This is a genomic window from Leifsonia sp. C5G2 (assembly GCF_013359685.1).
Lineage (GTDB): Bacteria > Actinomycetota > Actinomycetes > Actinomycetales > Microbacteriaceae > Leifsonia.
The window spans coordinates 50,196-74,470 of record NZ_JABFMV010000002.1 but is presented as its reverse complement, the minus strand read 5'-3'; the positions used below and the strand labels follow the sequence as shown (position 1 = coordinate 74,470).

The window sequence follows — 24,275 nt, the reverse complement described above, 5'->3', positions numbered from 1 at the left end:
GCTCAGTGCTGCACGAGTCGCTCGTACCAGCTCAGCGCCGACTGGTCGGTCAGGCTGGCGACCTGGTCGACCACCACGCGCCTGCGCTGCTCGTCGCTGCCGGCGGTTCGCCAGTCCTCGGCGAAACCCGGGTCGAGCTCCGCCGGGCCCCGCTGGTACAGGATGTCGGCGAGCGTCGTCAGGATCTGCCGCTGCTGCGCGTAGATCGGCTGGCGGGTGTTCCGTGACATGACGAACGTCGCCACGATGCCCTTGAGCACCGCGATCTCGGCTCGGATGCCGGCCGGGACCACGACATCGGCGCCGAAGCGGATGAGATCGGTGCGCCCCGCCGACTCCTTGGTCGCGTGCACGGCCGCGTGGGCGAACCGTCCGATCAGCTGGCTGGTCAGGTTCTTCAGGCGCGCCTGCGAGCGGCGGGAGCCGTCCCACCCGTCGAGCCAGATGTCCATGCTGTCGAGGCGGTCGAAGGCCTCGATGAGCTCCTGATGGCTCACCTCGCCGCCGACCCACTCGTGCATCGACTCGACGAGGTCTTCATGGTCGACGCGGCTGCCGAGGGCCGCGACATCGATGTAGCCGTTCACCACCGCGTCCTCGAAGTCGTGGACGGAGTAGGCGATGTCGTCGGAGAGGTCCATCACCTGGGCCTCGATGCAGCGCTGGCGGTCGGGAGCGCCTGCCCGCATCCACTCGAAGACGGCGTGATCGTCGGCGTAGAAGCCGAACTTGGCGCGGCCGCTCGGATCGGCCACCGAGGACGACGCCGGCCACGGGTACTTGCAGCTCGCATCGAGGCTGGCGCGGGTCAGGTTGAGACCGTAGAGCCGGCCGTCGCGGCCGAACACCTTCGGCTCGAGACGCGTCAGCAGGCGCAGCGTCTGGGCGTTGCCCTCGAAGCCGCCGATCTCCTCCGCCCAGGCGCTGAGGGCGCGCTCGCCGTTGTGGCCGAACGGCGGGTGCCCGATGTCGTGCGCGAGGCACGCCGTGTCGACGATGTCGGGGTCGAGCCCGAGGCTGTTGGCGAGCTCACGGCCCACCTGCGCGACCTCGAGCGAGTGCGTCAGCCGGTTGCGTGCGAAGTCGAGGCCGGCCGTCGGGCTGAGCACCTGGGTCTTCGCGGCGAGCCGCCGCAGCGCGCTCGAGTGCAGTAGTCGGGCGCGGTCGCGGGCGAAGTCGCTCCGGCGGTTCGAGTGCTGCTCGGGAAGCCAGCGCTCGCGGTCGTGATCGGTGTACCCGGAGCCGGACTCGGCCGCAGGCGCAGCCGACCCGGCGGACGCCGAAGGAGCCGCCGTGCGCGTCGTCGCCGCCACGTCATCCACCACTGTTGTGCACCTCCGCGTCGGCGACCTCGGCACGCTGAGCGCCGTCGAGGTCGCGGCTCTCCAGCCAGCCGTCGGGCAGGGCCGGACGCTTCGGCGAACCGGCGCGGCCCCGCTGGCCCTCCGCGGCCTCGCCGGGGTACTCCTGCTCCCAGTCGAGGGTCGCCAGGAGCTCGTCGAGGTGCTCGAGCGTGTCGACCGTCGCCAGGCTGGCCCGCAGGTCGCCGCCGACCGGGTAGCCCTTGAAGTACCAGGCGACGTGCTTGCGGATGTCGCGGCAGCCGCGCTCCTCGCTGTCGAAGAACTCGACCAGCAGCTCGGCGTGCCGACGGAAGGTCTGGGCGACCTGGCCGAGCGTCGGATGCGCCTGGGCGGCGGACGCCTCCTCTGCCGTGATCTCGCCGGCTCTCGCGCGGAACGCCGCCGCCAGGTCGCCGAAGAGCCACGGGCGCCCGAGGCAGCCGCGCCCGACGACCACGCCGTCGCAGCCGGTCTCCTCGACCATGCGGATCGCGTCGGCCGCCGACCAGATGTCGCCGTTGCCCAGCACCGGGGTGGAGGTCACGGTCTCCTTGAGCTTCGCGATGGCGGACCAGTCGGCGTGGCCGGAGTAGAACTCTGCGGCCGTGCGCGCGTGCAGCGCCATCGAGGCGACGCCCGCCCCTTCGGCGATGCGGCCGGCCTCAAGGTAGGTGAGGTGATCGCCGTCGATGCCCTTGCGCATCTTGATGGTCAGCGGGATGTCGCCGGCCGCCTTCACGGCGCCCTCGACGATCTCGCGGAAGAGCCCGAGCTTCCAGGGCAGCGCTGCTCCGCCTCCCTTGCGCGTCACCTTGGGCACAGGGCAGCCGAAGTTGAGGTCGATGTGATCGGCGCGGTCCTCCGCCACGAGCATCGTCACGGCCTCGCGCACGGTCACCGGGTCGACCCCGTAGAGCTGGATGGAGCGCGGCGTCTCGGACTCGTGGTGAGTGATGAGGCGCAGGGACTCGGGCGTGCGCTCCACCAGTGCCCGCGAGGTGATCATCTCGCTGACGTAGAGGCCCGCGCCGAACTCGCGGCACAGCCGGCGGAACGCCGTGTTGGTGATCCCCGCCATGGGCGCGAGGACCACGGGCACGTCGAGCGCCAGCGGACCGATGGTCAGCTGGGGAGCGTGGCTTAGGGTGGCGGTGGTAGACATCTCATCCGATTCTCCCAGAAAGCGTGCTGAGCTATGGCCGAGAGCCCGGAATCCGTGGATAACTCCCCCGCCGACGCGCCTGTGGACACCGGACGCGCCCGCGTCGCGGCGGACGCCGGGGCCCGCGGGGTCGACATCCGCATCGTCGAGCGTCCCGCTGCGCGGAGCCTGGAGGAGGCGGCCGGGCTGCTGGGCATCCAGCCGTCCGACATCGTGAAGACGCTCGTGGTGAAGCGCAGCGACGACACCTTCGTCTTCGCTCTCGTCCCCGGCGGCCGCAAGATCGCGTGGGCGAAGCTGCGCGGCGTCCTCCAGGTGAACAAACTGCAGCTGCCGGACGCCTCCGTCGCCCTCGCCGCCACCGGCTACGAGCGCGGCACCATCACGCCGTTCGGCAGCACGACCGCGTGGCCGGTCGTCGCCGACGCGACCATCCCGGGCCGGACGGTCTCGATGGGCGCCGGCGAGCACGGCTACTCCCTCTTCGTCGAGGCGGACGACCTCATCCGCGCCTTCGGCGCCACCGTCGCCGACATCACCGACCCCGAGTAGCCCATCCATGGGTCGCAACACGCCGCATGCGATCACGCCTTGCGGCGTGTTGCGTCCCATGGATACCGAAGCTGTGGATAACCAGCACGGCGAGGGGACGGGTTTGCCAGGGTAGTCGGCATGCCACGCCCCGCAGACCTTCCCCCGATCGCCCGTTCGTCGTCCTTCTCCACCCTCGCCGCGCAAGGCGCGGGCGTCTCGCGGTCGCGGCTGCGGCGCAAGGACCTGACGGCGCCGTATCGCGGCGTCCGGCGGGCGTCGACCGCCCCCATGTCGCTCGACGAGCGCTGCCGGGCCTACTCACGGGTCATGCCGGACGGCATGTTCTTCAGCCACTCGACCGCCGCTGCGCTGTACGGTCTGCCGTTGCCCCCCACCGACCACGAGATGCTGCACGTCGGCGCAGCTCGTCCGCGCCGGGCGCCGCGCGCCGCCGGGATCGTCGGCCATCGCGTCTCCCTCGACGAAGGGCGAATCGTCGGACTCCGCGGCCTTCCCGTTCCTGCGCCGGTCGAAGTGCTCCTCGAACTCGCCGGGATGTTGGGGCACGATGACCTCGTGCGCGCCGGGGATGCGCTCGTCCGCCGCACGGATCCGCTGTCGTCGCTGGAGGAGCTCCGCGCGGCGATCGCCCAAGGGCACGGCAGACCGGGCATCCGGACACTGCGCACAGCCGCCGAGTGGATGCGCCCACGCACCGACTCTCCGATGGAGACCACTCTTCGCCTGGCCCTGGTGCGTGCAGGTCTGCCCGAGCCGAACATCAACCACGTCATCGACATCGGCGATGGCCGGAGCGCGCATCTCGACCTCGCCTACCCGAGCCACCGGCTAGCGATCGAATACGACGGAGACCATCACCGGACCAACGACCGGCAGTATCACCTCGACGGGGACAGGCTCTGGCGGATCGAGAAGCGGGGGTGGCGGATCGTGCGCCTCAACCGCTCCCACATGGCCCGTGCAGGAGAGGAAGCCGTCCGCCGCGTGCGGGACGCCCTGGCATCCATGGGCCGCAACACGCCGCTATGAAGAATGCGGAACGGCGTGTTGCGTCCCATGGATCACGACGGGAGGGCGCAGGTGTCGCCGCCGCAGACGGCGGCGGGGGCGCCCAGCGGGACGAGCGCCGGGCGCGGCGAGGGCGCAGCGGGCGCCGCCGCCGCCTCCTGCGGAGCTGCGGCGGCCTCGCCGCTCACGCGGTCACCGCCGCGCGCTCGGACCAGACCTGCTCCAGGACCTGGGCGAACGTCTGCGCGTCCTGGGCGCCGGACACCCCGTACTTGCCCTCGATGACGAAGAAGGGGACGCCGTTGATGCCGTACTCGATGGCGGTCGACTGGTCGGCGCGCACGTCGGTGAGGTACTGGTTCGACTGGAGAGCGGCCACCGCCTCCGCGCGGTCCAGTCCGACCTCGGCGGCGAGGTCGGCGAGGTCCTCGATGCGGCCGACGTGGCGGCCCTCCACGAAGTACGCGCGGAAGAGGCGCTCCGCCAGCTCCAGCTGCTTGCCGTTGGCCTTCGCGAAGTGCAGCAGCTCGTGAGCCTTCACGGTGTTGGTGTGCTTCAGGTGCTCGAAGTCGTAGTCGAGGCCGACGGAGGAGGCGATGCCGGTCACGCGCTCCAGCATCTGCTGCACCTGGCCGGCGGGAAGGCCCTTGTGGCCGGCGAGGAAGTCGACCTCGCTGCCGTCGAAGTCGACAGGAGTGTCCGGCGACAACTCGAAAGAGTGGTACTCGACCTCGACGGCGCGGCCCTCGCCGGCTCCCGAGAAGAGGCCGCTGCCGGCCTCGAACTTGCGCTTGCCGATGTAGCACCACGGGCACGCGATGTCGGACCAGACGTCGATCTTGATGGGTTCGCTCACGAAAGGGGCAACATCGTGCAGGACTGCAGTTATTCCGACGCCGCGCTGGGCGTGTCCACCGCTCCCCCGAACCGCCGGTTCCGCTGCTGGTACAGCGTCACGGCCTCCCACAGGTCGGTGCGGCTGAAGTCTGGCCACAGCGTGTCGAGGAACACCATCTCGGCGTACGCGCTCTGCCAGAGCAGGAAGTTGCTGGTGCGCTGCTCCCCCGAGCTGCGCACGAACAGGTCGACGTCGGGCATGTCGGGCAGATACAGGTGGCGCTGGATGGTCTTCTCGCTCACCGCGGACGGCCGCAGCCGCCCCGCCGCCACCTCGTCCGCGATGGCGCGAACGGCGTCCGCGATCTCCGTGCGGCCGCCGTAGTTGACGCACATGGTCAGAGTCAGCACATCGTTCCCGGCGGTGAGCCGTTCGGCGTACTGCAGCTCCTTGATCACGGACGACCACAGCCTCGGCTTCCGGCCGGCCCACCGCACGCGCACGCCCCACTCGTTCAGCTGGTCGCGCCGCCGGTGCAGGACCTCGCGGTTGAAGCCCATCAGGAAGCGGACCTCGTCGGGCGAGCGCTTCCAGTTCTCGGTCGAGAAGGCGTAGACGCTGAGGTGCTTGACCCCGGCCTGGATGGCTCCCGCGACCACGTCGAGCAGTGCGGCCTCCCCTGCCCGGTGGCCCTCGATCCGGGTCAGGCCCTGACGGTTCGCCCAGCGGCCGTTGCCGTCCATGACGATGGCGACGTGCGATGGGACGCTGCCCGCGGGGAATGCGGGAGGGTACACCCCGGTCCAGTCGAGCGGGCGGTACTCCACCGCGTCCTTGTGCGTGTACGGCTTCGGACTCATCCACTCGCCTTCTGGTCGTCGCTGTCGTGCGCCACGTGCTGGAGCGAGCGCAGCCCGCGCTCCAGGTGCCACTGGGTATACGCCGCCACCACGCCGTTGGCGCGGCCGCGGGTGGTCTCGGTCGCGGCCTCCGCAGCCTCCCAGTCGCCGGTCAGCAGCGCGCCGAGGAGGGCGATGGTGTCCGCGTCGACCCGGGGTGCGCCCTGCGGCGCGCAGTCGTCGCACACCACGCCGCCGAGCTGCACGACGATGTGGGTGTGCGGGCCCGGGGTGCCGCAGCGCGAGCAGTCCTGGAAGCTGGGCGCCCAGCCCGCGAGCGACAGCGCACGCAGCAGGTAGGAGTCGAGCGTGAGCCCGGCGCCGTGCTCCCGGCGCGAGAGCGAGCGCAGCGCGCCGACCAGCAGGAGGTACTGCTGCAGGGACGCCTCGGCGTCGGTCAGCCGGTCGGCCGCCTCCACCATCGCGTTCGCGGCCGTGTAGCTGGCGTAGTCCTCGGCGATCAGAGCGCCGTACGCGCCCAGCGTTTCGGCCTGCGTGATCACGTCGAGGCTGCGTCCCTCGTAGAGCTGCACGTCGGCGACCATGAACGGCTCGAGCCGCGACCCGAACCGGGACGCCGTCCGCCGTACGCCCTTCGCGACCGCGCGGATCTTGCCGTGCTGCCGGCTGAGCATGGTGACGATGCGGTCGGCTTCCCCCAGCTTGTGGGTGCGGAGCACGACGGCTTCATCACGGTAGACAGGCACACTCCAGTATCGCGCGCGCGCCTGACAACAGACGGCGAGGCGCGGCCGCCGGAGATGGTACATATGGTGGGTGAGCACCACCGCCCTCTCCATCCCGCTCTGGGGCGACCTCATCGCCGTCGGCGTCGGCAGCCTCCAGGGCGCCATGTTCGCGGCGGGGTTCCGCGACCGCCGGCTGGACCTCCTCGGCGTGGCCATCATCGGCGTGGCGACGGGCATCGGCGGCGGTCTGCTGCGCGACATCCTGCTCAACGTCACCCCGGTGGCGCTGCAGTCGAACTGGTACCTCCCCGCCACCGTCGTCTCGGCCCTGCTCGGGATGCTGCTGATCCGCCTATTCCGCCGGCTCGACCCCGTCATCACCTTCCTCGACGCGCTCACCATCGGGCTCTTCGGCGCGATCGGCGCGAGCAAGGCACTGGCGCTCGGTCTGCCGGAGGTCCCCGCGGTGTTCGTCGGGGTCGTCGCCGCCGTCGGCGGGTCGATCCTCCGCGACGTGCTGCTCAACCTCCCGATCGCGCTGATGCACGTCGGCTCGCTCTATGCGGTCGCCGCGGGCGCGGGGACGATCGTGCTCGTCGGGATGATCGACCTCGGCGTGCCGCTGACGGTCGCCGCGATCGTCTGCGTGGTCGTGACGCTGGTCATCCGGCTGCTCGCGGTGCGGTTCGGGTGGAGCCTGCCGGAGCAGCGCGAGCTGGGCCGCATCCGCACACCCCGCTGGATGGTGTTCGGCCGCCGCCCGAGCGCCTCCCGCACCGCGGAGCGCACGGACACCGGCGCCATCCCGCGCTACCGGATCGACAAGCCCGGCGACTGAGCCGCTACGAAACGATGGGGCGCAACACGCCGCCCCGCGGGAGCGGGAACGGCGTGTTGCGCCCCATGGATCGCTACGCGGAGACGAGCTCCGCGGCTTCGCGGCCCGCGGCCGAGCGGACGGCGCGGTTGACCGCCGAGACCACGGCCTTGAACGACGCCGTGGTGGTGTCCCCGTCGATGCCCACGCCCCAGCGGCGCTGGCCGTCGACGTCCAGCTCCACGTAGGCCGCCGCCTGCGCTGACTCGCTCGCCGACAGCGTGTGCTGCGAGTAGTCGTACAGGTGGGCGTCCACACCGTGCTGGTGCAGGATGTCGAAGAAGGCCGCAATCGGGCCGTTGCCCTCGCCGGTGGCCTTGGAGACGGTGTCCCCGTCGCGCAGCGTCACCGTGAGCACGACGTGCTCGCCCGTCTCGTTGGTCGTCGTGGTGCTGCCCAGTTCGAACCGGCCCCACTTGGCGTCCGGGTCGCTCGACGGCGCGGGCAGGTACTCGTCCTGGAAGATGTCCCAGATCTGGTCGCTCGTGACCTCGCCGCCCTCGGCGTCGGTCTTCGCCTGCACGACGCCGGAGAACTCGATCTGCAGCTTCCGCGGCAGGTCGAGCGCGTGGTCCGTCTTCAGCAGGTAGGCGACACCGCCCTTGCCGGACTGCGAGTTGACCCGGATGACCGCCTCGTACGAGCGGCCCAGGTCCTTCGGGTCGATGGGCAGGTACGGTACGGCCCAGACCAGGTCGTCGACGGAGACGCCCTGCTCGGCGGCCCGCGCCTCCATCGCCTCGAAGCCCTTCTTGATGGCGTCCTGGTGGGAGCCGCTGAACGCGGTGAACACCAGGTCGCCGCCCCACGGGCTGCGCTCCCCGACCGGCAGCTGGTTGCAGTGCTCGACCGTGCGCTTGATCTGGTCGATGTCGCTGAAGTCGATCTGCGGGTCGATGCCCTGCGTGAACAGGTTCACGCCCAGTGTCACCAGGTCGACGTTGCCGGTGCGCTCGCCGTTGCCGAACAGACACCCCTCGATGCGGTCGGCGCCGGCCATGTAGCCGAGCTCCGCGGCGGCCACGGCCGTGCCGCGGTCGTTGTGCGGGTGCAGCGACAGGATGACGTTCTCGCGGTGGTTCAGGTGGCGCGACATCCACTCGATCGAGTCGGCGTAGACGTTCGGCGTCGCCATCTCGACGGTCGCGGGCAGGTTGATGATGACCTTGCGCTCCGCCGTCGGCTCGAACACCTCCAGCACCTGGTTGCAGATGTCGGCGGCGAACTCCAGCTCCGTGCCGGTGTACGACTCGGGCGAGTACTCGTAGTAGATCGTGGTGCCCGGCACCAGCGACTCGTACTGGCGGCACAGGCGGGCGCCGTTCAGCGCGATGTCGACGATGCCCTGCTGGTCGGTGCGGAAGACGACCTCCCGCTGCAGGATGCTGGTCGAGTTGTACAGGTGGACGATGGCCTGCTTGGCGCCGACCAGCGACTCGTACGTGCGCTTGATCAGGTGGTCGCGCGACTGGGTCAGGACCTGGATGGTGACGTCGTCCGGGATGGCGTCCTCTTCGATCAGGCTGCGGACGAAGTCGAAGTCGGTCTGGCTCGCCGACGGGAAGCCGACCTCGATCTCCTTGTAGCCCATCCGGACCAGCAGGTCGAACATGATGCGCTTACGCTCGGGGCTCATCGGGTCGATGAGGGCCTGGTTGCCGTCGCGCAGGTCGACCGCGCACCAGCGCGGCGCCTGGTTGATGCGGTTCGACGGCCACGTGCGGTCCGGCAGGTCGACGCGGATCTGCTCGTGGAACGGTCGGTACTTGTGGATCGGCATGGCGCTCGGCGCCTGCGTGTTCTTCATGGTCTGCTTCCTCTTCGCGGGATGTGGTGGAGAGCCGACGACGAACTCCGCGACGAGTGAGGCCCGGAACTAGGACTCGTCGCGGCAGCTAAGGAGGAGCAGACCGTACACAGCACCGAGGGTACCACGGCCGGTCGGACGTCAGCGGTCCTTGAAGTAGCGGAAGAGGTCTCGCTCACGGGACATCGCCGCGCCGAGAACCGTCCCGGCGAGCCCACCCAGGGCGGCGGTGACGGGAAATCGCAGTTCGGCGGCGGCGACGGCCGCGAAGTCGCGACCCTCGGCGGCGGCGAGGATCAGGGCGACGCAGGCGCCGACGCACGCCGCCGGAACAATCCAGCTCGCCGCCTCCAGGAGCTGCACCGCGATGAGGTCGCGCTTGCACATCCGGCAGTGCAGGGAGGACGCCAACTGGATTCTGCGAAGGCGGAGCGCACCGAGGCCCACCGCGCAGGAGACGATCCCGACCAGCAGAGGAAGGTGGCGCGTGATGCGCGCCTCGAACCGTGCGTGCCCGTCGAAGGACACACCCAGCGAACTGTTGAGTTGAGCAAGCTCAGGGCCGTCGCCGTCGGCGCTCCCGTCGCCGCTCACCGTAGAGAAGAGAAGGGACCTCAGATTCGGGATCTGGGGCCACGCGTCGACCCAGCATTCGTCGAAGAGCGTGTTCGCGGCAGTGACGATGAGGGCGCGATACCCGAAACCGGGACGGCGGCCGTCGTCAGGATACGCGTAGTGACCTGCGATCCGAGCGGTTCCCTCGACCGCATCGAAGCTCGCACCCGTGCCGAGGTGCAGAAGGTCGGCCGCCTCGTCCGACAGCACGACCCCTTCTCCCGGGTCGAGGTCACCCGTGAGGAGGCGAGGAAAGTGCGGCGTCACCTCGCTGACGGGGATGGGAGCGTCGGGAAGGACGACAGAGGTGAGCTTGTCGTCGGTCGCGCGCACTGCGCCCGAGGCGCGGACGCCCGGAATCCGCCCAAGCGCCTCGCAGCGCGCCCCGTCGATCCGGCCTGGCGCGTCGACCGTCAGAACAGAGGCCGCGGACCTCTGGAACCGATCCGCCTCCGCGATGATCTGGCGGATCGTCAGGCCATCGACGAAGATCGCTGCGACCACAACGGAACCCAAGAGCATGGCGAGCAGGACGGTGCGCGTCGTTCCCGTGCCGACGTTTCGATACGCCTCGTAAAAGAGCGCGCGGACCGTCATCCGGCTCCTTGTCACGGTGACGCGTCCGGTCGACAGCGGCTCAGGTCGACGTGGTCGGTGCAGACCTCGCGCGTTCGATGGTCGTGGGTGGCCACGACGACGATGGTCTGGGCGGATGCGGTCACTGCCAGCGCCTCGTTGACCCTGTCGGCCGTGAGTGGGTCGAGCTGCGCGGTCGGCTCGTCCACCAGCAGAAGGTGCGGGGCTGCGGCGAGGCCTCGGGCCAGCATCAGCCGCTGCGCCTCTCCGCCGGACAGTCGGCGGAAGTCACGCTCCGCCACGTCGCTCAACCGGAAGCGATCGAGGAGCGTCCGCGCCTTCTCGTCGGCGTCTCGTGGAGAGAGCCCCTGTGCGAGGAAAGCGAAGCTCACGTGGTCCACGGCCGAGCGGCGGGGACTCCCGTGTGGATTCTGGAAGACCCAGCCGACCCTTTCGACATCCTGGCGATCGATGGTGCCCTCCACGGGCCTCGTCCAACCCGAGAGGATCGCGAGCAGCGTGCTCTTTCCCGATCCGGAGGGCCCGGTCACCGCGTAGACCCTGCCGGGGACGAGGCGTAGGCTCAGCCCGCGAAAGAGCCACGGACTTCCGGCGAAACGATGCCCCAGGCTGTCGGCGATCACCGGCATGGCGGCTGCCTCTTCGGCGCGATCTCGACGGTGGACGGTGGAGTCGAGCGGTCGACGAGAACGAAGGTCTCACCGAGCTGCGAGCCGACGACCGTGACCGGGATGCTGACCTTTCCGCTTCGGATGCACCCTTTCTGGTCGCCGACCGCGAACACCGCCGTCGGCGGCACCGCTGTCACCCTGATCGGCGTCGCGAGCCGATACTGCGCGGTGATGGTCGAGGACTCCGTGCTCTTCCTTGCCAGCTGGACGGTTGCCGTCTTCGTGAGGCTTTCCAGGGCGGCCGGATCGGTGACGGCGCCGTCCTCCCCCACCGGAACGGTCTGCCCGTCGAGAGCGAGCAGGCGCTCGCCGGGAAGCGGTGCCTCCGGCAGCCGGGTGATCCTCAGAGCGGTGATCGCTCCGGGGACGGTCGCCAGGGTGCCTCCGGCCTCTACCGTGCTGCCGACGCTCTGATCGCACGATTCCGGCGCCGTCGTCGGCGCGGGGATCCACAGGATCCGCGAGGCGGGCACCGTCTGCGATCGGTAGGCGGTGTCCCCGATACTCCGCATGAGTTTCGTCATCGCCGCGAGCGTGCCGCCTCCGATGGTGCCGTCGGCGGCAACGGGGTACCCTAACCGCGCCAGCTCGCTCTGCAGTGCGGTGACGTCCTCGCCCGTGTCGCCGAGGGCGAGGTCACGCCAGAGCGGAACCGCCGTTGCGAGGCTGACGACCGCCACGCTGTTCACCGCCAGGGAAGAGGCCCCCGACTCGAAGGGCTGCACGCCGCACCGCGACCGGGTGATGCGGCCGGCGATCGGGCTGGTGATCGGTATCTCCGGACCTTGCGCGACCGTGAGCTCGACGCGGCGCTCGTCCCGGAACTCCGACGACGTGACCGGAACACTCGTGGCCGGTCCGGCAGTGCTGAGGGTCGTCGGGGTCGCGGGCGCCAGGAAGAGCACCGCCCCACTCGCGCCGAGCGCGGCGGCGGTGATCGCCCCGATCGCGTACAGGCCGATGCGGGGAACCGAGATCCTCCGTGCTGCGCTCACCGGGCGTCTTTCGGAGCAGGTGCTTCAGTCGGCATTCATGAGCCCCAGCGGATCGTAGCTGCACTCCTGCATCACCTTCGCTCCCTCTCCGTCGTGCGTCGAGAACGGAAAGGAGTCGTTCTGGGAGTCCCTGGTGTAGTCCTTCGCGCTGTACCCCGGGGGAACCACCTTCTTCTTGACGAAGCAGGCGGCGATGATCGTCGGCCCATCCAGGTTTCGCGGGTTGCTCTTCACCCAGTAGTAGAAGGTGCCGATGGGATACTGTCCCGATTCGTCCGTGCACCGGTCGGTCGCGGCCTGGTTTTCGCTGGTGCTGATCCCATTGAGGTTCTCGGTCGAATAGCTTCCGCCCGGCCCGAAGCCGTCGAATCCGACGGAGGCATCCGCGAGACAGGAACGGAACTTCTGTTCCATCTCTGCGAACTCCTGATCGCTGATCTTGCCGTCTCTCAGCGCGGCCTTCACAAATGGGGAGGTCGCTTTGCGATAGGCGTCGGAGAACTCCTTCGCCCACGGCCCGGTGAAGTCGACGTCCCCGACAGCGATCGTGGTGCCGGGGGCTTCAGTGGCGGCGCACCCGGTGAGGAGCGCCAGGACGATTGCCGACAGCGTGACGGATTCTCTCAGTGCTCGCACAATGCTGTGTTCCTAACGAGGCATCGATGAGGCGACGATGGGTCGAGAAGACCTCGACCCATCGCCTGTCACCTCAGCGGACGGCCGGCTGATAAGTGAACGGTCCGTACACAGTGCCGGTGACGTTGACGGCCACGGTGATCCCCGGGGTGACCCACCCGCTCTTGAAGGTGCCACGAGACGTGCCGACACCGATCAGGTGCGACTTGGAGCCGTGGTAATAGCTCGCCGAGGGCCCGCCACTATGTGTCACAGTCCCCCCGAGTGCGGAGTAGCTGTACGCCTGGGCCGGGGCGGCCAGCAACACCGTCGCCGCCACCGCAGCGACCAGGGCGATGCCCGAACCGATGGTGATCTTCTTCACGCGATCCTCCGTTTCGCCCTCTCGCCCGCACTGTGGGCCAGGTTCTCGAGAGAGTGTCTTGGAAGACTATTGAGTTTCGCGACGGGGGCAGACAGATCTGTCCGCAATTAGTACGTGCATTAGCCCCGTCCCCGGACGAACGTCGCCGCCTGCGCGACGGACAGCTCCGGCAGGTACGCGCGGACGAGCGCGATGCCGATCGCCGGCAGCGCCACCGGGTCGGGGTAGGCCATGATCAGCGGGTGCAACTCGGGCTGGAACTTCTGCTTGAACTTGAGCAGGGAGCGGAATCCGTACACCGGCTCCAGCGAGGAGCTGAGGAAGCCGAGGAGGCGGTCCATGGTGTCCTTGTCGCCCTCGGGCGTGGCCGCGGTGTGTGCCAGGGGCGCGGCCGAGAGGGACATGAACTCGATGCCGTCCTCCTTCATCCGGGTCGCCGCCTCGGCGATGAGGAACTCCATGACGCCGTTGATACTGTCGGGGCGGCGGCGCATGAAGTCGAGCGTCCAGCCGATCACGATGCCGTCGCGGAACGTCGGCAGCCAGCTGGTCACGGCCTCGACCCGGCCGTTCTCGTCGACCGCGAGCATGAGCCGCACCTCCGGGTCGCGCAGCTCGTCGAGGCCGCCGAGGGTGAAGCCCATCTCGGGCAGGTCCTTCTCGGCCACCCACTGCTCGGAGATGTCGGAGAGCTGGACGGTCGTGGTGAGCGGCAGCGCGGCGAAGCTGGTCCACTCCGAGCGGATGCCGGCGCGCTGGGCGCGGTTGATGGACGAGCGCACGTCCTGCCACTTCTTGCCCGTCGTGGCCCAGAGCTGGGGGCGGATGACCGTCTCCTCCGCGACCGTCATCGTCGACCAGCCGAGCCGCTCGAACAGCGGGGTGTAGTGCGCGTCCACGCTGTAGAAGACCGGGATCCAGCCGTTGTCGTCGCAGAAGCGCGCGAAGCCCTGGATGGCGCCGTCGTGCGGTCCCGGCACACCGAACGGGCCGCCCGTGGTGAGCGCGACGCGCCCCTCGACGCGGTACGCGATCGCGCCGCCCGAGACGGGGTCGAACCAGTAGGAGTTGCCCGGCCAGGTGGCCATGTACGAGATCGCGTCGCCGCCGCCGCGGTGCAGCAGGTCGCGCACGTGCGCGGCGTCGCCGCTCGGCTTGCGCCGCAGGCCGCGGCCGAGCACGGCGGGGATGGCGCCGAGGATCGCGACGATCCAGAACACCGTACCGATGTTGTGGTAGACGATCGTGGCGAGCGGGGTGGTCGGTAGGTACTCGACCGGCTCGCGGCGCAGGAAGCTGACCGGCACGAAGCGCTCCAGCACGTCGGCGAGCAGGTCGCCGACATCCACCGGCCGGGTGAACCCGGTGTCCTTCTGCAGCCAGCCGACGAGCACGTACAACCCGACGAGCCCGACGCCGGTGCCGATCAGCAGCAGCACGTACCGGCGGACGGCGCGCATCGACGGCATCACGGTGAAGTGCCGCCGGTAGACCACCAGCAGCACCGCCATCGCGAGCGGCACCAGGGTGGAGAGGCCCAGGATGATCGTGACCTCCCAGTACCGCGGCGAGACGGCGGGGCGGGTCGAGGCGATAGGGAGGATGCCGAAGTACAGCGCCGACAGCAGGGCCAGGAGCCCGTTCACGGCGACCGCGAGCCAGACCGCGAAGCGGCGGCCGCGCAGCAGGCCGTAGGCGGCGACGAGGAGCAGGAGGAGCGGCAGCACCGACAGCAGGACCGGCCCGAGGCCGTTGATGCGCTCCAGGGTGAGGTCGCGGAAGCAGGCGCGCGTCACCGCGAACGCCTGGCAGCGTTCCACGACAGTGGTGGCACTCGGCGCCTCGTTGCTGAACAGCAGGCCGATCGGCGACAGCATCCCGTAGCGGGTGGAGCCGAGCAGGCCGATGACGGGACCGAGAGCCGTGATGGTCAGCGCGGAGGCGAGCAGCACCCGGACCTCGTGGTGGGAGCTGCGCAGCCAGCCTCCGGTCACCCGCGTCTGCCGCAGCAGCGGTCCGAGCCCCAGTCCCGTCAGGACGGCGAGCAGCCGGTAGAGGTCGGACGGCAGTCCCGAGTACAGCAGGTACATGATCGCGACGAGGAGGGTGATCACGCGGATGCGGCGCCGCCACAGCGTCCCGGCGAACGCGCTCGCGGTCATGATCGTGCCGCCGATCGCCGTGAAGACGTCGAGCACGAGGAGTCCGTGCACGTTGCGCGCCCACAGCTCGCCGACGTTGTTCGCCACCACCTGCACGACAGCGCCGACCACGATCCCGACCGCCGCGGTGCCGAAGAACGCCAGCGCCGTGCGCCAGGTGCCCATCAGTCGCTCGGACACTCCGACGAGCGCGACAGTCAGGATGAGCACGACGATCAGCTCGAAGAGGTCGTCCGTGAACAGCACGGCCGTGAACGGCGACCACCAGTGCCCGTCGATCAGTTGGATGGCGCCGGCGCCGACCCAGCCGCGGAGCGGCCGATGCGGCCCGCGCAGCGGACCGGTGGCCAGCGCGAGCACGAGGATCAGGAGCGTCACCCCGGTGGTGAAGGGATGCTGGACGATGAGCCTGCCCGTGCGGGCGAGCACAGCGCGAGGTTTCACGAACCCAGCCCCATCTGCCGCGCGATCGCCGGGAAGCCGTGCGCCAGCACGTAGCGCACCGTCTTCCAGTCGTGGGCGGTTCCGGGCGAGATCAGCAGCTGAGCCTTCACACCCGCGGCCGTCGCATCGTCGTAGAGCTTGTGGGCGAAGGCGGTGTACTTGGCGTCGTTCTGACCGGCGCCGAACACCATCGTCGAGTCGCGGTACGGCGCGTGGGCGGCCAGCGCCGCGGCAGGCTGCGCCTTCTCGTACGCGGCCTTCGACCCGTCGAATCCGGTCTGGATGGTCAGCTCCTCGTTCCCCAGTGTCGGCCCGAGCTCGCTCGACGAGGCCAGCGCCGAACCGAAGAGGTCGGGCCGCCCTGTCGCGAACTGCACGGCGCACGTCGCGCCCTGCGAGTAGCCGAACACCCCCCATCCTGCCGGATCGCTGCTCACCCGCAGGTGCGAACGCACCCAGTCGCGCACATCCGTCAGCAGGTAGGTGGCCGAGTTCCCGAAGGTGCGGGAGTCGACGCACATCGGGTTCCGCCCGGGGCCGCCCAGCTGGTCGGCGGCGACCACGATCGGCGCGTAGCCGCCGTGCTTGGCGGCGAACGCGTCCATCGACGCCGCGATGCCGCCCGCGGTGAACATGTCGGCCGGGGCGCCCGGCTGGCCGGAGAGCGCGTACAGCACGGGAAGCGCGGGCGGATCGGCGGTCAGCGCCACCGGCGGGAGGTAGACGACCGCCTCGCGCGCCGGGAAGCGCGACTGCGTCGCCGCGATGCGGACGGTCCCGACCTCCCCCTTCGCCGGCACGGTCGCGCTCCCCGACGTGGTCGCGCGCCAGTTCGTCCCGCTCACGACCTCACCGTGCTCGCTGTGCAGCTGAAGGCCGCGGTACGGCACGACGCCGAGCGCGTCGTTCAGGTTGCGGTAGGCGCCGAAGTCCACGTTGATGCCGCAGAACGCGGACGCGAGGAACACCGGGATGCTGACGGCGGCGATCAGCTTGCGCCACCACCGCGACCGGAAGAGGTTCGCGATCGCGAGGCTCACCCCGCCGAAACCGAGGGCCGTCCACAGCGTCGTCACGGGTGTGAGGGCGACACCGAACACGTCCATCACGTCGTCGACCAGCCACACCACGAACCAGCCGACGAATCCGCCGGCGACCGCGGCGATGAGCCCGGCGAGCGTCCGCCGCCAGGTGGGGCGGATGAGCAGGTAGAGCGCGAGTGCCGCGGCGACGAGGTAGAGCGGGATGAGGAACGACAGTCTGTCGATCCTCAGCGTCATCAGCGGGTCCAGGGCGGGTCCTCTCACGCGGAACGGGCGAACGACTCATTATTCAGCGCTCAGATCACGAGTAGCTGAGGCTCTGTGAGAGTTCAGCCAACTGTCAGCGCGCTCACTCGACCGCCAGGGCCTCCACCGGCGAGACGCGCGTCGCCCGGCGCGTCGGCGCGAGGGCCGCGACGACGGCCAGGACGGCCGCCGCGAAGGCGATCGCCGCGAGGAACGGCCACGGGAGCGCGGGAGCGAGCAGGCCTCCGCCCGGGATCATCCCCAGCAGCGACTGCGCGCCGATCCAGCCGTAGGCGGTGCCGAGCACCAGCCCGGTGACCACCGAGGCGACGACCAGCTGCGCGCTCTCGGCGAGGATCATCCGCCGGATCTGCGCGGCGCTGAAGCCGAGCGCGCGCAGCAACCCGAGCTCGCGCCTGCGCTGCAGCACGCTGACCGAGAGGGTGTTGACCACACCGCACGCGGCGATCACGGCCGAGAAGCCGACCAGCACGGTGAACACCGCGAGGGTGCCGCCGATGACGCCGTCGGCGCCCTCGTACATCCCGGGCTCCTTCGCCGCGGCCTCCCGGATCTGCTGCAGCCATGACGACGCCGCGACGACGAACATGGTGATCAGGGTCACGCCGATCACGAGACCGATCGCGGTGCGCGAGCTGCGCTCCGGGTTCCGCACGGCGTTCGCCGCGGCCAGTCGTCCGGCGGCGCCGCGGCCGAACGCGAGCCCGACCAGACGGAGGACGCCGGGCAGGAAGAACGGCGCGGCCAGCACGATGCCCGTGAACGACAGGATGCCTCCCGCCATCGCGACGAGGACCCCGTAGGAGGACAGGTCGGCCAGCGGGCCGCCGAGGCGGACGAACATGCCGAGGCCGAGCAGCAGTCCGAGCACGAGCAGGGCGACGCCCGGGACGAGCAGGACGAGCGAGCCCGCCAGGCGGCCACGGGTGCGAAGCGCCTGGGCGGGCCGCTCCTGTGCAGCACCGAGCGCCTCGATCGGGGTCACCGTCAGCACGCGCCGGCTGCCCACCCAGGACGCCAGCCAGGTGGTGAGCACCACGACGATCACGGGCGGGACCATCGAGGCGCTGAGCACCGGGTAGGCCGCCTCGGGAAGCGCGCCGACGGCGACGAGCACCCGCACGGCGAGCAGCGACAGCACGGCGGCGGCGGCACCGCCGGCGACTCCGCCGAGCAGCCCGACGGCCAGGCCCTCCCCGGCGACGGAGCGGCGCTGGGCGCGGGAGCTGGAGCCGATCAGTCGCAGCAGCGCGATCGTGCGCGTCCGGCCGGCGATCACCGTGGCGAACGTGTTGGTGGTGACGATCGCGCCGACGTAGACGGCCACCGCGAAGAAGATCCCGGCCACGACCGCGAGGGCGATCCGCACCGAGCCGTGCTCCCCCATCTGCGAGGCGCCGATGTAGGCGCCCAGCACGTTGACACCGCCGACCAGCGCGACGCCGAAGGCCGAACTGAGCGCGGCGACCAGGATGCCGGCGCGGTGGTCACGCGCATTGGCCCGGAAGGCGGAGAGCGGGCGGCTCACGCGCGCGCCTCCATCCCGAGCATGAACGTGGAGATCTCCTCGGCCGAGGACGGGCTGCGCTCCGCTGCGACGCGCCCATCGGCGAGGAACACGATGTGGTCGGCGAAGCTCGCGGCGACCGGGTCATGCGTCACCATGGCGATGCTCTGGCCGAAGGTGCGGGCCGCCTCCTGCAGCACCCCCAGCACCTCCCGGCCGGTGCGCGAGTCCAGGTTGCCGGTGGGCTCATCGGCGAAGACGAGATCGGGACGCGTCGCCAGCGCCCGCACGATCGCGGCGCGCTGCTGCTGGCCTCCGGAGAGCTCGTGCGGCCGGTGGGTCAGACGCCCGGTGAGGCCGAGCGTCTCGACGAGGTGGTCGATCCACTCGGACTGCTCGCGGGTGGGCCGGCGGCCGTCGAGCTCGAACGGGAGCAGGATGTTGCCGCGCACATCCAGCGTCGGCACCAGGTTGAAGGACTGGAAGACGAAGCCGATCCGGCGGCGGCGCAGCAGGGTCAGCTCCGCGTCGCCGAGGTGGGTGATCTCGGTGTCGCCGAGGAACACGCGTCCGTCGGTGACGGAGTCGAGGCCGGCCATCACGTGCATCAGCGTCGACTTGCCGGACCCGCTCGGGCCCATGACGGCCGTGAACCGGCCGGCCGGGATGCCGAGGGTGACCCCGTCGAGCGCGTTCACGCGTCCGGCCCCGGTGCCGTAGGTCTTCGTGGCCGCGTCGACGCGCGCCACCGTTTCGGTGAGAGTCAGCTCCATGCATCCAACGCTACGGAGCGGCGTCGCGCGGCGGATCGGGCCGCGGGGCGATCCTGTGTCCTCCCTGAGGATGATGCCGAGGCGGACGCCGGGCTACTCGCCGCCGGTCAGACCGTGCTCGAACGCGTAGACGACCATCTGCACGCGGTCGCGGAGCCCGAGCTTGGCGAGGATGCGCGAGATGTGCGTCTTCACCGTCGCCTCCGAGAGGAACTCCCCTCCGGCGATCTCCGCGTTGCTCAGCCCGCGGGCGGCGAGCACGAAGATCTCCCGCTCGCGCGAGGTCAGCGACGCGAACTCCGGCGGCTCCTGCCGGCTCGGCTGCGCCGCCGAGAAGTACTCGAACAGCTCGCGCGTCGCCCCTGCCGCGATCACCGCGCTGCCCGCGTGCACCGTGCGGATGGCGGCGAGCAGGAACTCGGGCTCCGCGTCCTTCAGCACGAACCCGGAGGCGCCCCCGCGGATCGCTCGCGCGGCCGCCTCGTCGAGGTCGAAGGTGGTCAGCACCACGATCCGCGGCGGCGTGCGCCCGGCGCGCTCGGCGTCCGCGATGATCGTGCTCGTCGCCGCGATGCCGTCCATCACGGGCATCCGGATGTCCATCAGCACCACGTCCGGGCGGGTCTCCGCGGCCACCCGCACCCCCTCCTCGCCGTTGCCGGCCTCGCCGGCGAACTCGAGGTCCGGTTGCGAGCCCAGCAGCATCCGGACGCCGGCGCGGAACAGCGGCTGGTCGTCCACCAGAAGCACGCGGATGGGCGGCGCCACGACCGCGGCGCCGCTCACGCCGCCGCCCCCGGCAGGAACGCGGTGACGACGAACTCGCCGTCGCGCCCCTCGGCGGTCAGCCAGCCGCCGGCGAGGGACGCGCGCTCGCGCATCCCCGGCAGGCCGTGGCCGATCCGCAGCAGCGAGCCGGAGGTCGTCGGTTCGGGGGTGGTGTTCCTCATGGTGTTCCTCACGGTGATGACGAGGCCGGGGCCGCGGTCGGCGGGCGCCTCGGCGAGCACGACGCCGGCCGGGCGGCTGGTGTCGCCGTGGCGCAGTGCATTGGTGAGCGCCTCCTGCACGATGCGGAAGGCGGCGAGCTGCTGCGCGGAGCCGAGCCCCGCGATGTCCCCCTCGCGCTCCAGCGTGACGGGGAGGCCGGCCGAGCGGATGTGCTCGACCGTCTGGTCCAGGTCGGCCAGCGACGGCTGCGGGCCGTCGTGCGCACCGGCCGGGCGCCCCGGCTCGGGCTGCGACTGGCGCAGTTCCGCCAGCAGCACCCGCACGTCGCCGAGGGCGGATCGCGCGGTGGACGCGATGGTCGCGAGCGCCTCGTCCACCGCCTCCGGGTCGGTCTGGCGGGCGTACCTGGCGCCGTCCGCCTGCGCGATCACGACGGCGAGCGAGTGGGCCACGACGTCGTGCATGTCGCGGGCGATGCGGGTGCGCTCCTGCTCGACCACCACATCCTGGACGGCGCGGTTGCGGTCGAGCTCCGCCTCCACCCTGGCGCGGCGCGCGACCCGGGCGTTGCGCCACGTGCGCACGAGCAGGCCGAGCACCCACGACAGCCCGAGGACGGTCACGCTGACCACGAAGAGGAAGGCGAACTGCAGCGCCACGCCGGCGATTTGACTGGACAGCAGGTCGTAGTACCCCTGGGCGACGGCCGCGGTGACCGTCAGGTACAGCGCGGCGACGAGCGCGCCGACACCCGCCGAGATGAGACCGGCGCCGCGGACGATTCGGTCGCCGTACGCGGCCGTCGCGTAGAGCACGATCAGCACCGCGATGTCGCTGACCAGGATGCTGTGCCCGGTCGTCATCTGCAGCACGGCCCCGAGCCAGGCGAGCGACAGGGATACCGCGGGCGACATCCGCCGCAGCGCGATCGCCACGGCGAACGCCGTCGTGACGAGGAAGCCCGCCCGATCCCAGACGCCGCCGACGAGAAGGCAGAACGCGGTGAAGGCGACGGCGCCCGCGATGTCGAACGTGAGCTGGGCGCGCGTCAGTCTGCGCACGAGCTCGGGGCGGGACGGGTCGTCCTCCGTCTGCTCGGCCCCGCCGCTCGACGCCAGCCAGACCAGCACGGAGGTCGCCGTGCCGTGCTGCGCCGTCTGCGCCGCACGCTGCCGGGCGACCAGGAAGCCGAGCAGCCAGGCAGCGACGAAGATGACGGCGAGCAGGAGGCTCATCAGCAGCACGCCGATGCCCTGGCTGGTGTAGTACCCGGCGATCACCGGACCGAACTGCGGGAACTTCAGGTCGCCGCGCACGGTGAACAGGTAGGCCACGGCCGGTCCGAGCAGGATGGCGGAGGCGAAGTCGAGCCAGCGCAGCACCCGCCCGCCGTGGGCTGCGACCCCCACGAGCACGGCGACCACCGCCACGGCGGCGATCACCCGGTACGGGGCCTCCAGCGATTCCTGCTCGGTCAGCTCCAGCAGCACGCCCACCCAGAGCAGCCCGAGCGCGACCCCGGGAAGGATGCGCGACAGCGCGATCGCGGCGGTGTAGAAGACGAGGGCGAGCGTGGCCGCCATGTCGTACGGCAGCCCGGTCAGGAACCACGCCGCGAACAGCGCGAGCGCCAGCGCCGGCTCGAGCACCCAGCGGTAGGGCGCGAGCGCGGCGAGCGGTCGGCGGAGGTCGGGCATGCCTCTACGGTACGGTGCGGGCGCACAGCGGCCGGCATCCGGAGGGCGGAATCATCCTCGGGATGTACGCACCGCCGGACGCGCCGGCCCGGCCGCTCAGAAGCCCAGGCGGCCGAGCTGCTTCGGGTCGCGCTGCCAGTCCTTCGCGACCTTCACGCGGATCGACAGGAACACGTGCCGGCCGAGCAGTTTCTCGATCGGCCCGCGGGCCGCCGCCCCGACGTCGCGGATGCGGCTACCGCCCTTTCCGATGACGATCGCCTTCTGGCTGTCCCGCTCGACGAAGAGGTTGGCGTAGACCTCGACCAGGTCTTTGTCGTCGCGCTCCACGATGTCGTCGATGGTGACGGCGAGCGAGTGCGGCAGCTCGTCCTCCACCCCTTCGAGCACGGCCTCGCGGATGTACTCGGCGATGCGGTCCTCCAGACCCTCGTCGGTGATCGCCTCGTCGGGGTAGAGCGGCGCCTCCGAGAGCGGCAGCAGCTTCATCAGTTCGGAGCTGAGCGTCTCCAGCTGGATGTGGCTCGCCGCCGAGACGGGCACGATCGCCTCCCACTCGCGCAGCGCGGAGACGGCGAGCAGCTGTTCGGCCACCTGAGCCTTGCCCGCGGCGTCGACCTTGGTCACGATCGCGACCTTCTTCGCCCGCGGGTACGCGTCCAGCTGCTCGTTGATGAAGCGGTCGCCCGGCCCGATCTTCTCGTCGGCCGGCACGCAGAAGCCGATCACGTCCACGTCGCCGAGCGTCGACTGCACCAGCGTGTTGAGCCGCTCGCCGAGCAGGGTGCGCGGGCGGTGGATGCCCGGCGTGTCCACGAGGATCAGCTGGCCGTCCTTCTGGTGCACGATGCCGCGGATGGCCCTGCGGGTCGTCTGCGGCTTCGAGCTGGTGATGGCGACCTTCTCGCCCACGAGCGCGTTGGTGAGGGTCGACTTGCCGACATTCGGTCGGCCGACGAATGAGACGAATCCGGCGTGGTAGTCGGTCACGATCTGGTCTCCTGGGTGGTGTGGCGGTGGTCGGCGTGGCGGTCGGCACGGCGGTCGCCGTGGCGGTCGGGCTGGCGGTCGCCGGCATGCGGCACCGGCCCGGTCGCGGCGTCGCCCTCGGGCAGCAGGGCGACATCCCGTTCGACGAGCACCGTGGCGACGTGCTTGTGCCGGCCCTCGATCCGGTCGACGGTGAAGCGCAGCCCGTGCACGGTGACGGTCGAGCCGACCTCGGGCAGCCGGCCGAGCGCCTTGGTGACGAGCCCGCCGACGCTGTCGACGTCCTCGTCCTCGATCTCCAGGTCGAACAGCTCGCCCAGATCGTCGATGGGAAGCCTGGTGGCGATGCGGTACACGCCCTCGGCGAGCGGCTGGATGAGCGCGACCTCGTGGTCGTACTCGTCCGAGATGTCGCCGACCAGCTCCTCGATGAGGTCCTCGAGCGTGACCAGCCCGGCGATGCCGCCGTACTCGTCGACGACCATGGCCAGGTGGTTGGACTCGCGCTGCATCTGCGCGAGCAGCGCGTCGGCCTTCTGCGACTCCGGCACGAACAGGGCGGGCCGCGCGAGCTCGCGCACGGTGAGCTCGTCGGCGCCGAGAGGTCGCTCGTAGCTGAGCTTCGCGGCGTCGCGCAGGTACAGGATGCCGACCACCTCGTCCGGGTCTCCCCCGTCGATCACCGGCATGCGCGAGACGCCGGTGGAGAAGAACAGACCCATCGCCGTGCCGAGCCCCGCCGTCGAGTCCACCGTCTTCATGTCGGTGCGCGGGATCATCACCTCGCGCACGACCGTCGCGTTGAACTCGAAGATCGAGTGGATGAGCTCGCGGTCGTCCTCCTCCAGCACGTCGAACTCGGTGGCCTCGTCGACGATGGAGAGCAGCTGCTCCTCGCTCGTCACCGGCGCCGACCGGGCCCGCGACGGCGTCACCCGGTTGCCGAGGGCCACGAGTCCGCCGGGGATCGGCCCGAGCACCACCCGGACGAACCGGACGATCGGCGCGGCGAGCCGCAGCAGCACGGTCGAGTTGGCCCGGCCGACGCTGCGCGGGCTCACCCCGACCAGCACGAACGACACGGCCGTCATGATCAGGGCGGCGAGGATGAGGGACACCCACCACTGCTCGAAGATCTGCTCGAACGCGAGCGTCACCAGCACGGCCGCGGTGGTCTCGGCGAGGAGGCGAGTGAATCCGACGGCGTTCTGGTACGCGCCCGGGTCCTGCGAGATCGCCAGCAGCGACTTCTTCGCCCGGGAGGTCTCGGCCAGGTCGGAGAGGTCGCCGCGCGACTGCACGCCGAGGGCCGCGTCCACCGCGGCCATGAGGCCGCCGAAGGCCACCAGCAGGAACGCGACGATGAAGAACAGCGCCTGCAGCAT

23 protein-coding genes are annotated in these 24,275 nt (G+C 70.6%); 3 read left to right on the top strand and 20 right to left on the bottom strand.

The window, feature by feature from the left end:
- Nucleotides 1-2: 2 nt before the first annotated feature.
- Nucleotides 3-1,325, bottom strand: coding sequence for a deoxyguanosinetriphosphate triphosphohydrolase (locus HNO83_RS03130; protein ID WP_175336072.1), 1,323 nt, complete (start codon nucleotides 1,323-1,325; stop codon nucleotides 3-5).
- Nucleotides 1,315-2,505, bottom strand: coding sequence for a tRNA dihydrouridine synthase DusB (dusB, locus tag HNO83_RS03125; protein WP_175336071.1), 1,191 nt, complete (start codon nucleotides 2,503-2,505; stop codon nucleotides 1,315-1,317). The genes HNO83_RS03130 and dusB overlap by 11 nt, the downstream gene beginning before the upstream one ends.
- A 33-nt stretch (nucleotides 2,506-2,538) precedes the next feature.
- Between dusB and HNO83_RS03120 the strand changes: the two genes are divergently transcribed.
- Both HNO83_RS03120 and HNO83_RS03115 read left to right on the top strand, forming a co-directional pair.
- Nucleotides 2,539-3,057 carry an aminoacyl-tRNA deacylase gene (locus HNO83_RS03120; RefSeq protein WP_175336070.1) on the top strand — a complete coding sequence of 173 codons (519 nt, stop codon included), beginning with the start codon at nucleotides 2,539-2,541 and terminating at the stop codon, nucleotides 3,055-3,057.
- A gap of 120 nt (nucleotides 3,058-3,177) precedes the next feature.
- Entirely contained in the window at nucleotides 3,178-4,089 is a 912-nt protein-coding gene (locus HNO83_RS03115; RefSeq protein ID WP_175336069.1) for an endonuclease domain-containing protein, read from the top strand.
- 32 nt (nucleotides 4,090-4,121) lie between these two features.
- Here the strand turns inward: HNO83_RS03115 and HNO83_RS20535 are convergent, their stop codons facing one another.
- From HNO83_RS20535 to recO, 4 genes are read right to left on the bottom strand one after another with little or no spacing between them, the layout of a single operon-like run.
- A complete protein-coding gene (locus HNO83_RS20535; RefSeq protein WP_283810055.1) occupies nucleotides 4,122-4,256 on the bottom strand; it encodes a hypothetical protein in 135 nt (44 codons plus the stop codon).
- The gene (locus HNO83_RS03110) at nucleotides 4,253-4,924 is read right to left on the bottom strand and encodes a DsbA family oxidoreductase (protein WP_175336068.1); all 672 of its coding nucleotides are present in this window, start codon (nucleotides 4,922-4,924) and stop codon (nucleotides 4,253-4,255) included. The genes HNO83_RS20535 and HNO83_RS03110 overlap by 4 nt, the downstream gene beginning before the upstream one ends.
- A gap of 29 nt (nucleotides 4,925-4,953) precedes the next feature.
- Complete coding sequence (locus tag HNO83_RS03105) at nucleotides 4,954-5,766, bottom strand: isoprenyl transferase (RefSeq protein ID WP_175336067.1); 813 nt, start codon at nucleotides 5,764-5,766, stop codon at nucleotides 4,954-4,956.
- Nucleotides 5,763-6,512, bottom strand: coding sequence for a DNA repair protein RecO (gene recO / locus HNO83_RS03100; RefSeq protein ID WP_175336066.1), 750 nt, complete (start codon nucleotides 6,510-6,512; stop codon nucleotides 5,763-5,765). The genes HNO83_RS03105 and recO overlap by 4 nt, the downstream gene beginning before the upstream one ends.
- 70 nt (nucleotides 6,513-6,582) lie before the next feature.
- Here recO and HNO83_RS03095 point away from each other — a divergent pair, with 70 nt between their 5' ends.
- On the top strand, nucleotides 6,583-7,332 hold the full coding sequence (locus HNO83_RS03095) for a trimeric intracellular cation channel family protein (RefSeq protein ID WP_175336065.1): 750 nt from the start codon (nucleotides 6,583-6,585) through the stop codon (nucleotides 7,330-7,332).
- Between the two features lie 73 nt (nucleotides 7,333-7,405).
- Here HNO83_RS03095 and leuA read toward each other — a convergent pair whose 3' ends face one another.
- The 14 genes from leuA to HNO83_RS03025 all read right to left on the bottom strand — a co-directional run bounded on the left by leuA (nucleotide 7,406) and on the right by HNO83_RS03025 (nucleotide 24,275).
- Entirely contained in the window at nucleotides 7,406-9,178 is a 1,773-nt protein-coding gene (gene leuA / locus HNO83_RS03090) for a 2-isopropylmalate synthase (protein WP_175336064.1), read from the bottom strand.
- A gap of 141 nt (nucleotides 9,179-9,319) precedes the next feature.
- On the bottom strand, nucleotides 9,320-10,390 hold the full coding sequence (locus tag HNO83_RS03085) for a hypothetical protein (RefSeq protein WP_175336063.1): 1,071 nt from the start codon (nucleotides 10,388-10,390) through the stop codon (nucleotides 9,320-9,322).
- An 11-nt stretch (nucleotides 10,391-10,401) separates the two neighbouring features.
- Complete coding sequence (locus HNO83_RS03080; RefSeq protein ID WP_175336062.1) at nucleotides 10,402-11,019, bottom strand: ATP-binding cassette domain-containing protein; 618 nt, start codon at nucleotides 11,017-11,019, stop codon at nucleotides 10,402-10,404.
- Nucleotides 11,010-12,056, bottom strand: a complete 1,047-nt coding sequence (locus HNO83_RS03075; RefSeq protein WP_175336061.1) for a peptidoglycan-binding domain-containing protein — start codon at nucleotides 12,054-12,056, stop codon at nucleotides 11,010-11,012. Before HNO83_RS03075 ends, HNO83_RS03080 begins: the two co-directional genes overlap by 10 nt.
- A gap of 24 nt (nucleotides 12,057-12,080) precedes the next feature.
- Entirely contained in the window at nucleotides 12,081-12,692 is a 612-nt protein-coding gene (locus tag HNO83_RS03070; RefSeq protein ID WP_175336060.1) for a hypothetical protein, read from the bottom strand.
- A 73-nt stretch (nucleotides 12,693-12,765) separates the two neighbouring features.
- Complete coding sequence (locus HNO83_RS03065; protein ID WP_175336059.1) at nucleotides 12,766-13,056, bottom strand: hypothetical protein; 291 nt, start codon at nucleotides 13,054-13,056, stop codon at nucleotides 12,766-12,768.
- A 119-nt stretch (nucleotides 13,057-13,175) separates the two neighbouring features.
- The gene (locus HNO83_RS03060) at nucleotides 13,176-15,662 is read right to left on the bottom strand and encodes a bifunctional lysylphosphatidylglycerol flippase/synthetase MprF (protein ID WP_175336058.1); all 2,487 of its coding nucleotides are present in this window, start codon (nucleotides 15,660-15,662) and stop codon (nucleotides 13,176-13,178) included.
- Entirely contained in the window at nucleotides 15,659-16,942 is a 1,284-nt protein-coding gene (locus tag HNO83_RS03055) for an alpha/beta hydrolase (protein ID WP_175336057.1), read from the bottom strand. Before HNO83_RS03055 ends, HNO83_RS03060 begins: the two co-directional genes overlap by 4 nt.
- Before the next feature lie 112 nt (nucleotides 16,943-17,054).
- A complete protein-coding gene (locus HNO83_RS03050) occupies nucleotides 17,055-18,500 on the bottom strand; it encodes an FtsX-like permease family protein (RefSeq protein ID WP_175336056.1) in 1,446 nt (481 codons plus the stop codon).
- A complete protein-coding gene (locus tag HNO83_RS03045) occupies nucleotides 18,497-19,252 on the bottom strand; it encodes an ABC transporter ATP-binding protein (RefSeq protein WP_175336055.1) in 756 nt (251 codons plus the stop codon). Before HNO83_RS03045 ends, HNO83_RS03050 begins: the two co-directional genes overlap by 4 nt.
- A 93-nt stretch (nucleotides 19,253-19,345) precedes the next feature.
- Nucleotides 19,346-20,038: a response regulator gene (locus HNO83_RS03040; protein ID WP_175336054.1), complete on the bottom strand. Its 693-nt coding sequence runs from the start codon at nucleotides 20,036-20,038 to the stop codon at nucleotides 19,346-19,348.
- Nucleotides 20,035-21,900, bottom strand: a complete 1,866-nt coding sequence (locus tag HNO83_RS03035) for a sensor histidine kinase (RefSeq protein WP_175336053.1) — start codon at nucleotides 21,898-21,900, stop codon at nucleotides 20,035-20,037. Before HNO83_RS03035 ends, HNO83_RS03040 begins: the two co-directional genes overlap by 4 nt.
- Nucleotides 21,901-21,996: 96 nt before the next feature.
- Entirely contained in the window at nucleotides 21,997-22,890 is an 894-nt protein-coding gene (gene era / locus HNO83_RS03030) for a GTPase Era (protein WP_175336052.1), read from the bottom strand.
- A complete protein-coding gene (locus HNO83_RS03025) occupies nucleotides 22,887-24,275 on the bottom strand; it encodes a hemolysin family protein (protein ID WP_175336051.1) in 1,389 nt (462 codons plus the stop codon). The genes era and HNO83_RS03025 overlap by 4 nt, the downstream gene beginning before the upstream one ends.

Excerpts from the sequence above, each read along its gene's own strand:
- HNO83_RS03025 (WP_175336051.1), bottom strand. The coding sequence starts at position 24,275 with ATGCTGCAGGCGCTGTTCTTCATCGTCGCGTTCCTGCTGGTGGCCTTC.
- HNO83_RS03080 (WP_175336062.1), bottom strand. The coding sequence starts at position 11,019 with ATGCCGGTGATCGCCGACAGCCTGGGGCATCGTTTCGCCGGAAGTCCG.
- HNO83_RS03055 (WP_175336057.1), bottom strand. The coding sequence starts at position 16,942 with ATGACGCTGAGGATCGACAGACTGTCGTTCCTCATCCCGCTCTACCTC.
- HNO83_RS03035 (WP_175336053.1), bottom strand. The coding sequence starts at position 21,900 with ATGCCCGACCTCCGCCGACCGCTCGCCGCGCTCGCGCCCTACCGCTGG.
- dusB (WP_175336071.1), bottom strand. The coding sequence starts at position 2,505 with ATGTCTACCACCGCCACCCTAAGCCACGCTCCCCAGCTGACCATCGGT.
- HNO83_RS03105 (WP_175336067.1), bottom strand. The coding sequence starts at position 5,766 with ATGAGTCCGAAGCCGTACACGCACAAGGACGCGGTGGAGTACCGCCCG.
- HNO83_RS03085 (WP_175336063.1), bottom strand. The coding sequence starts at position 10,390 with ATGACGGTCCGCGCGCTCTTTTACGAGGCGTATCGAAACGTCGGCACG.
- HNO83_RS03045 (WP_175336055.1), bottom strand. The coding sequence starts at position 19,252 with ATGGAGCTGACTCTCACCGAAACGGTGGCGCGCGTCGACGCGGCCACG.
- leuA (WP_175336064.1), bottom strand. The coding sequence starts at position 9,178 with ATGAAGAACACGCAGGCGCCGAGCGCCATGCCGATCCACAAGTACCGA.
- HNO83_RS03120 (WP_175336070.1), top strand. The coding sequence starts at position 2,539 with ATGGCCGAGAGCCCGGAATCCGTGGATAACTCCCCCGCCGACGCGCCT.
- HNO83_RS03115 (WP_175336069.1), top strand. The coding sequence starts at position 3,178 with ATGCCACGCCCCGCAGACCTTCCCCCGATCGCCCGTTCGTCGTCCTTC.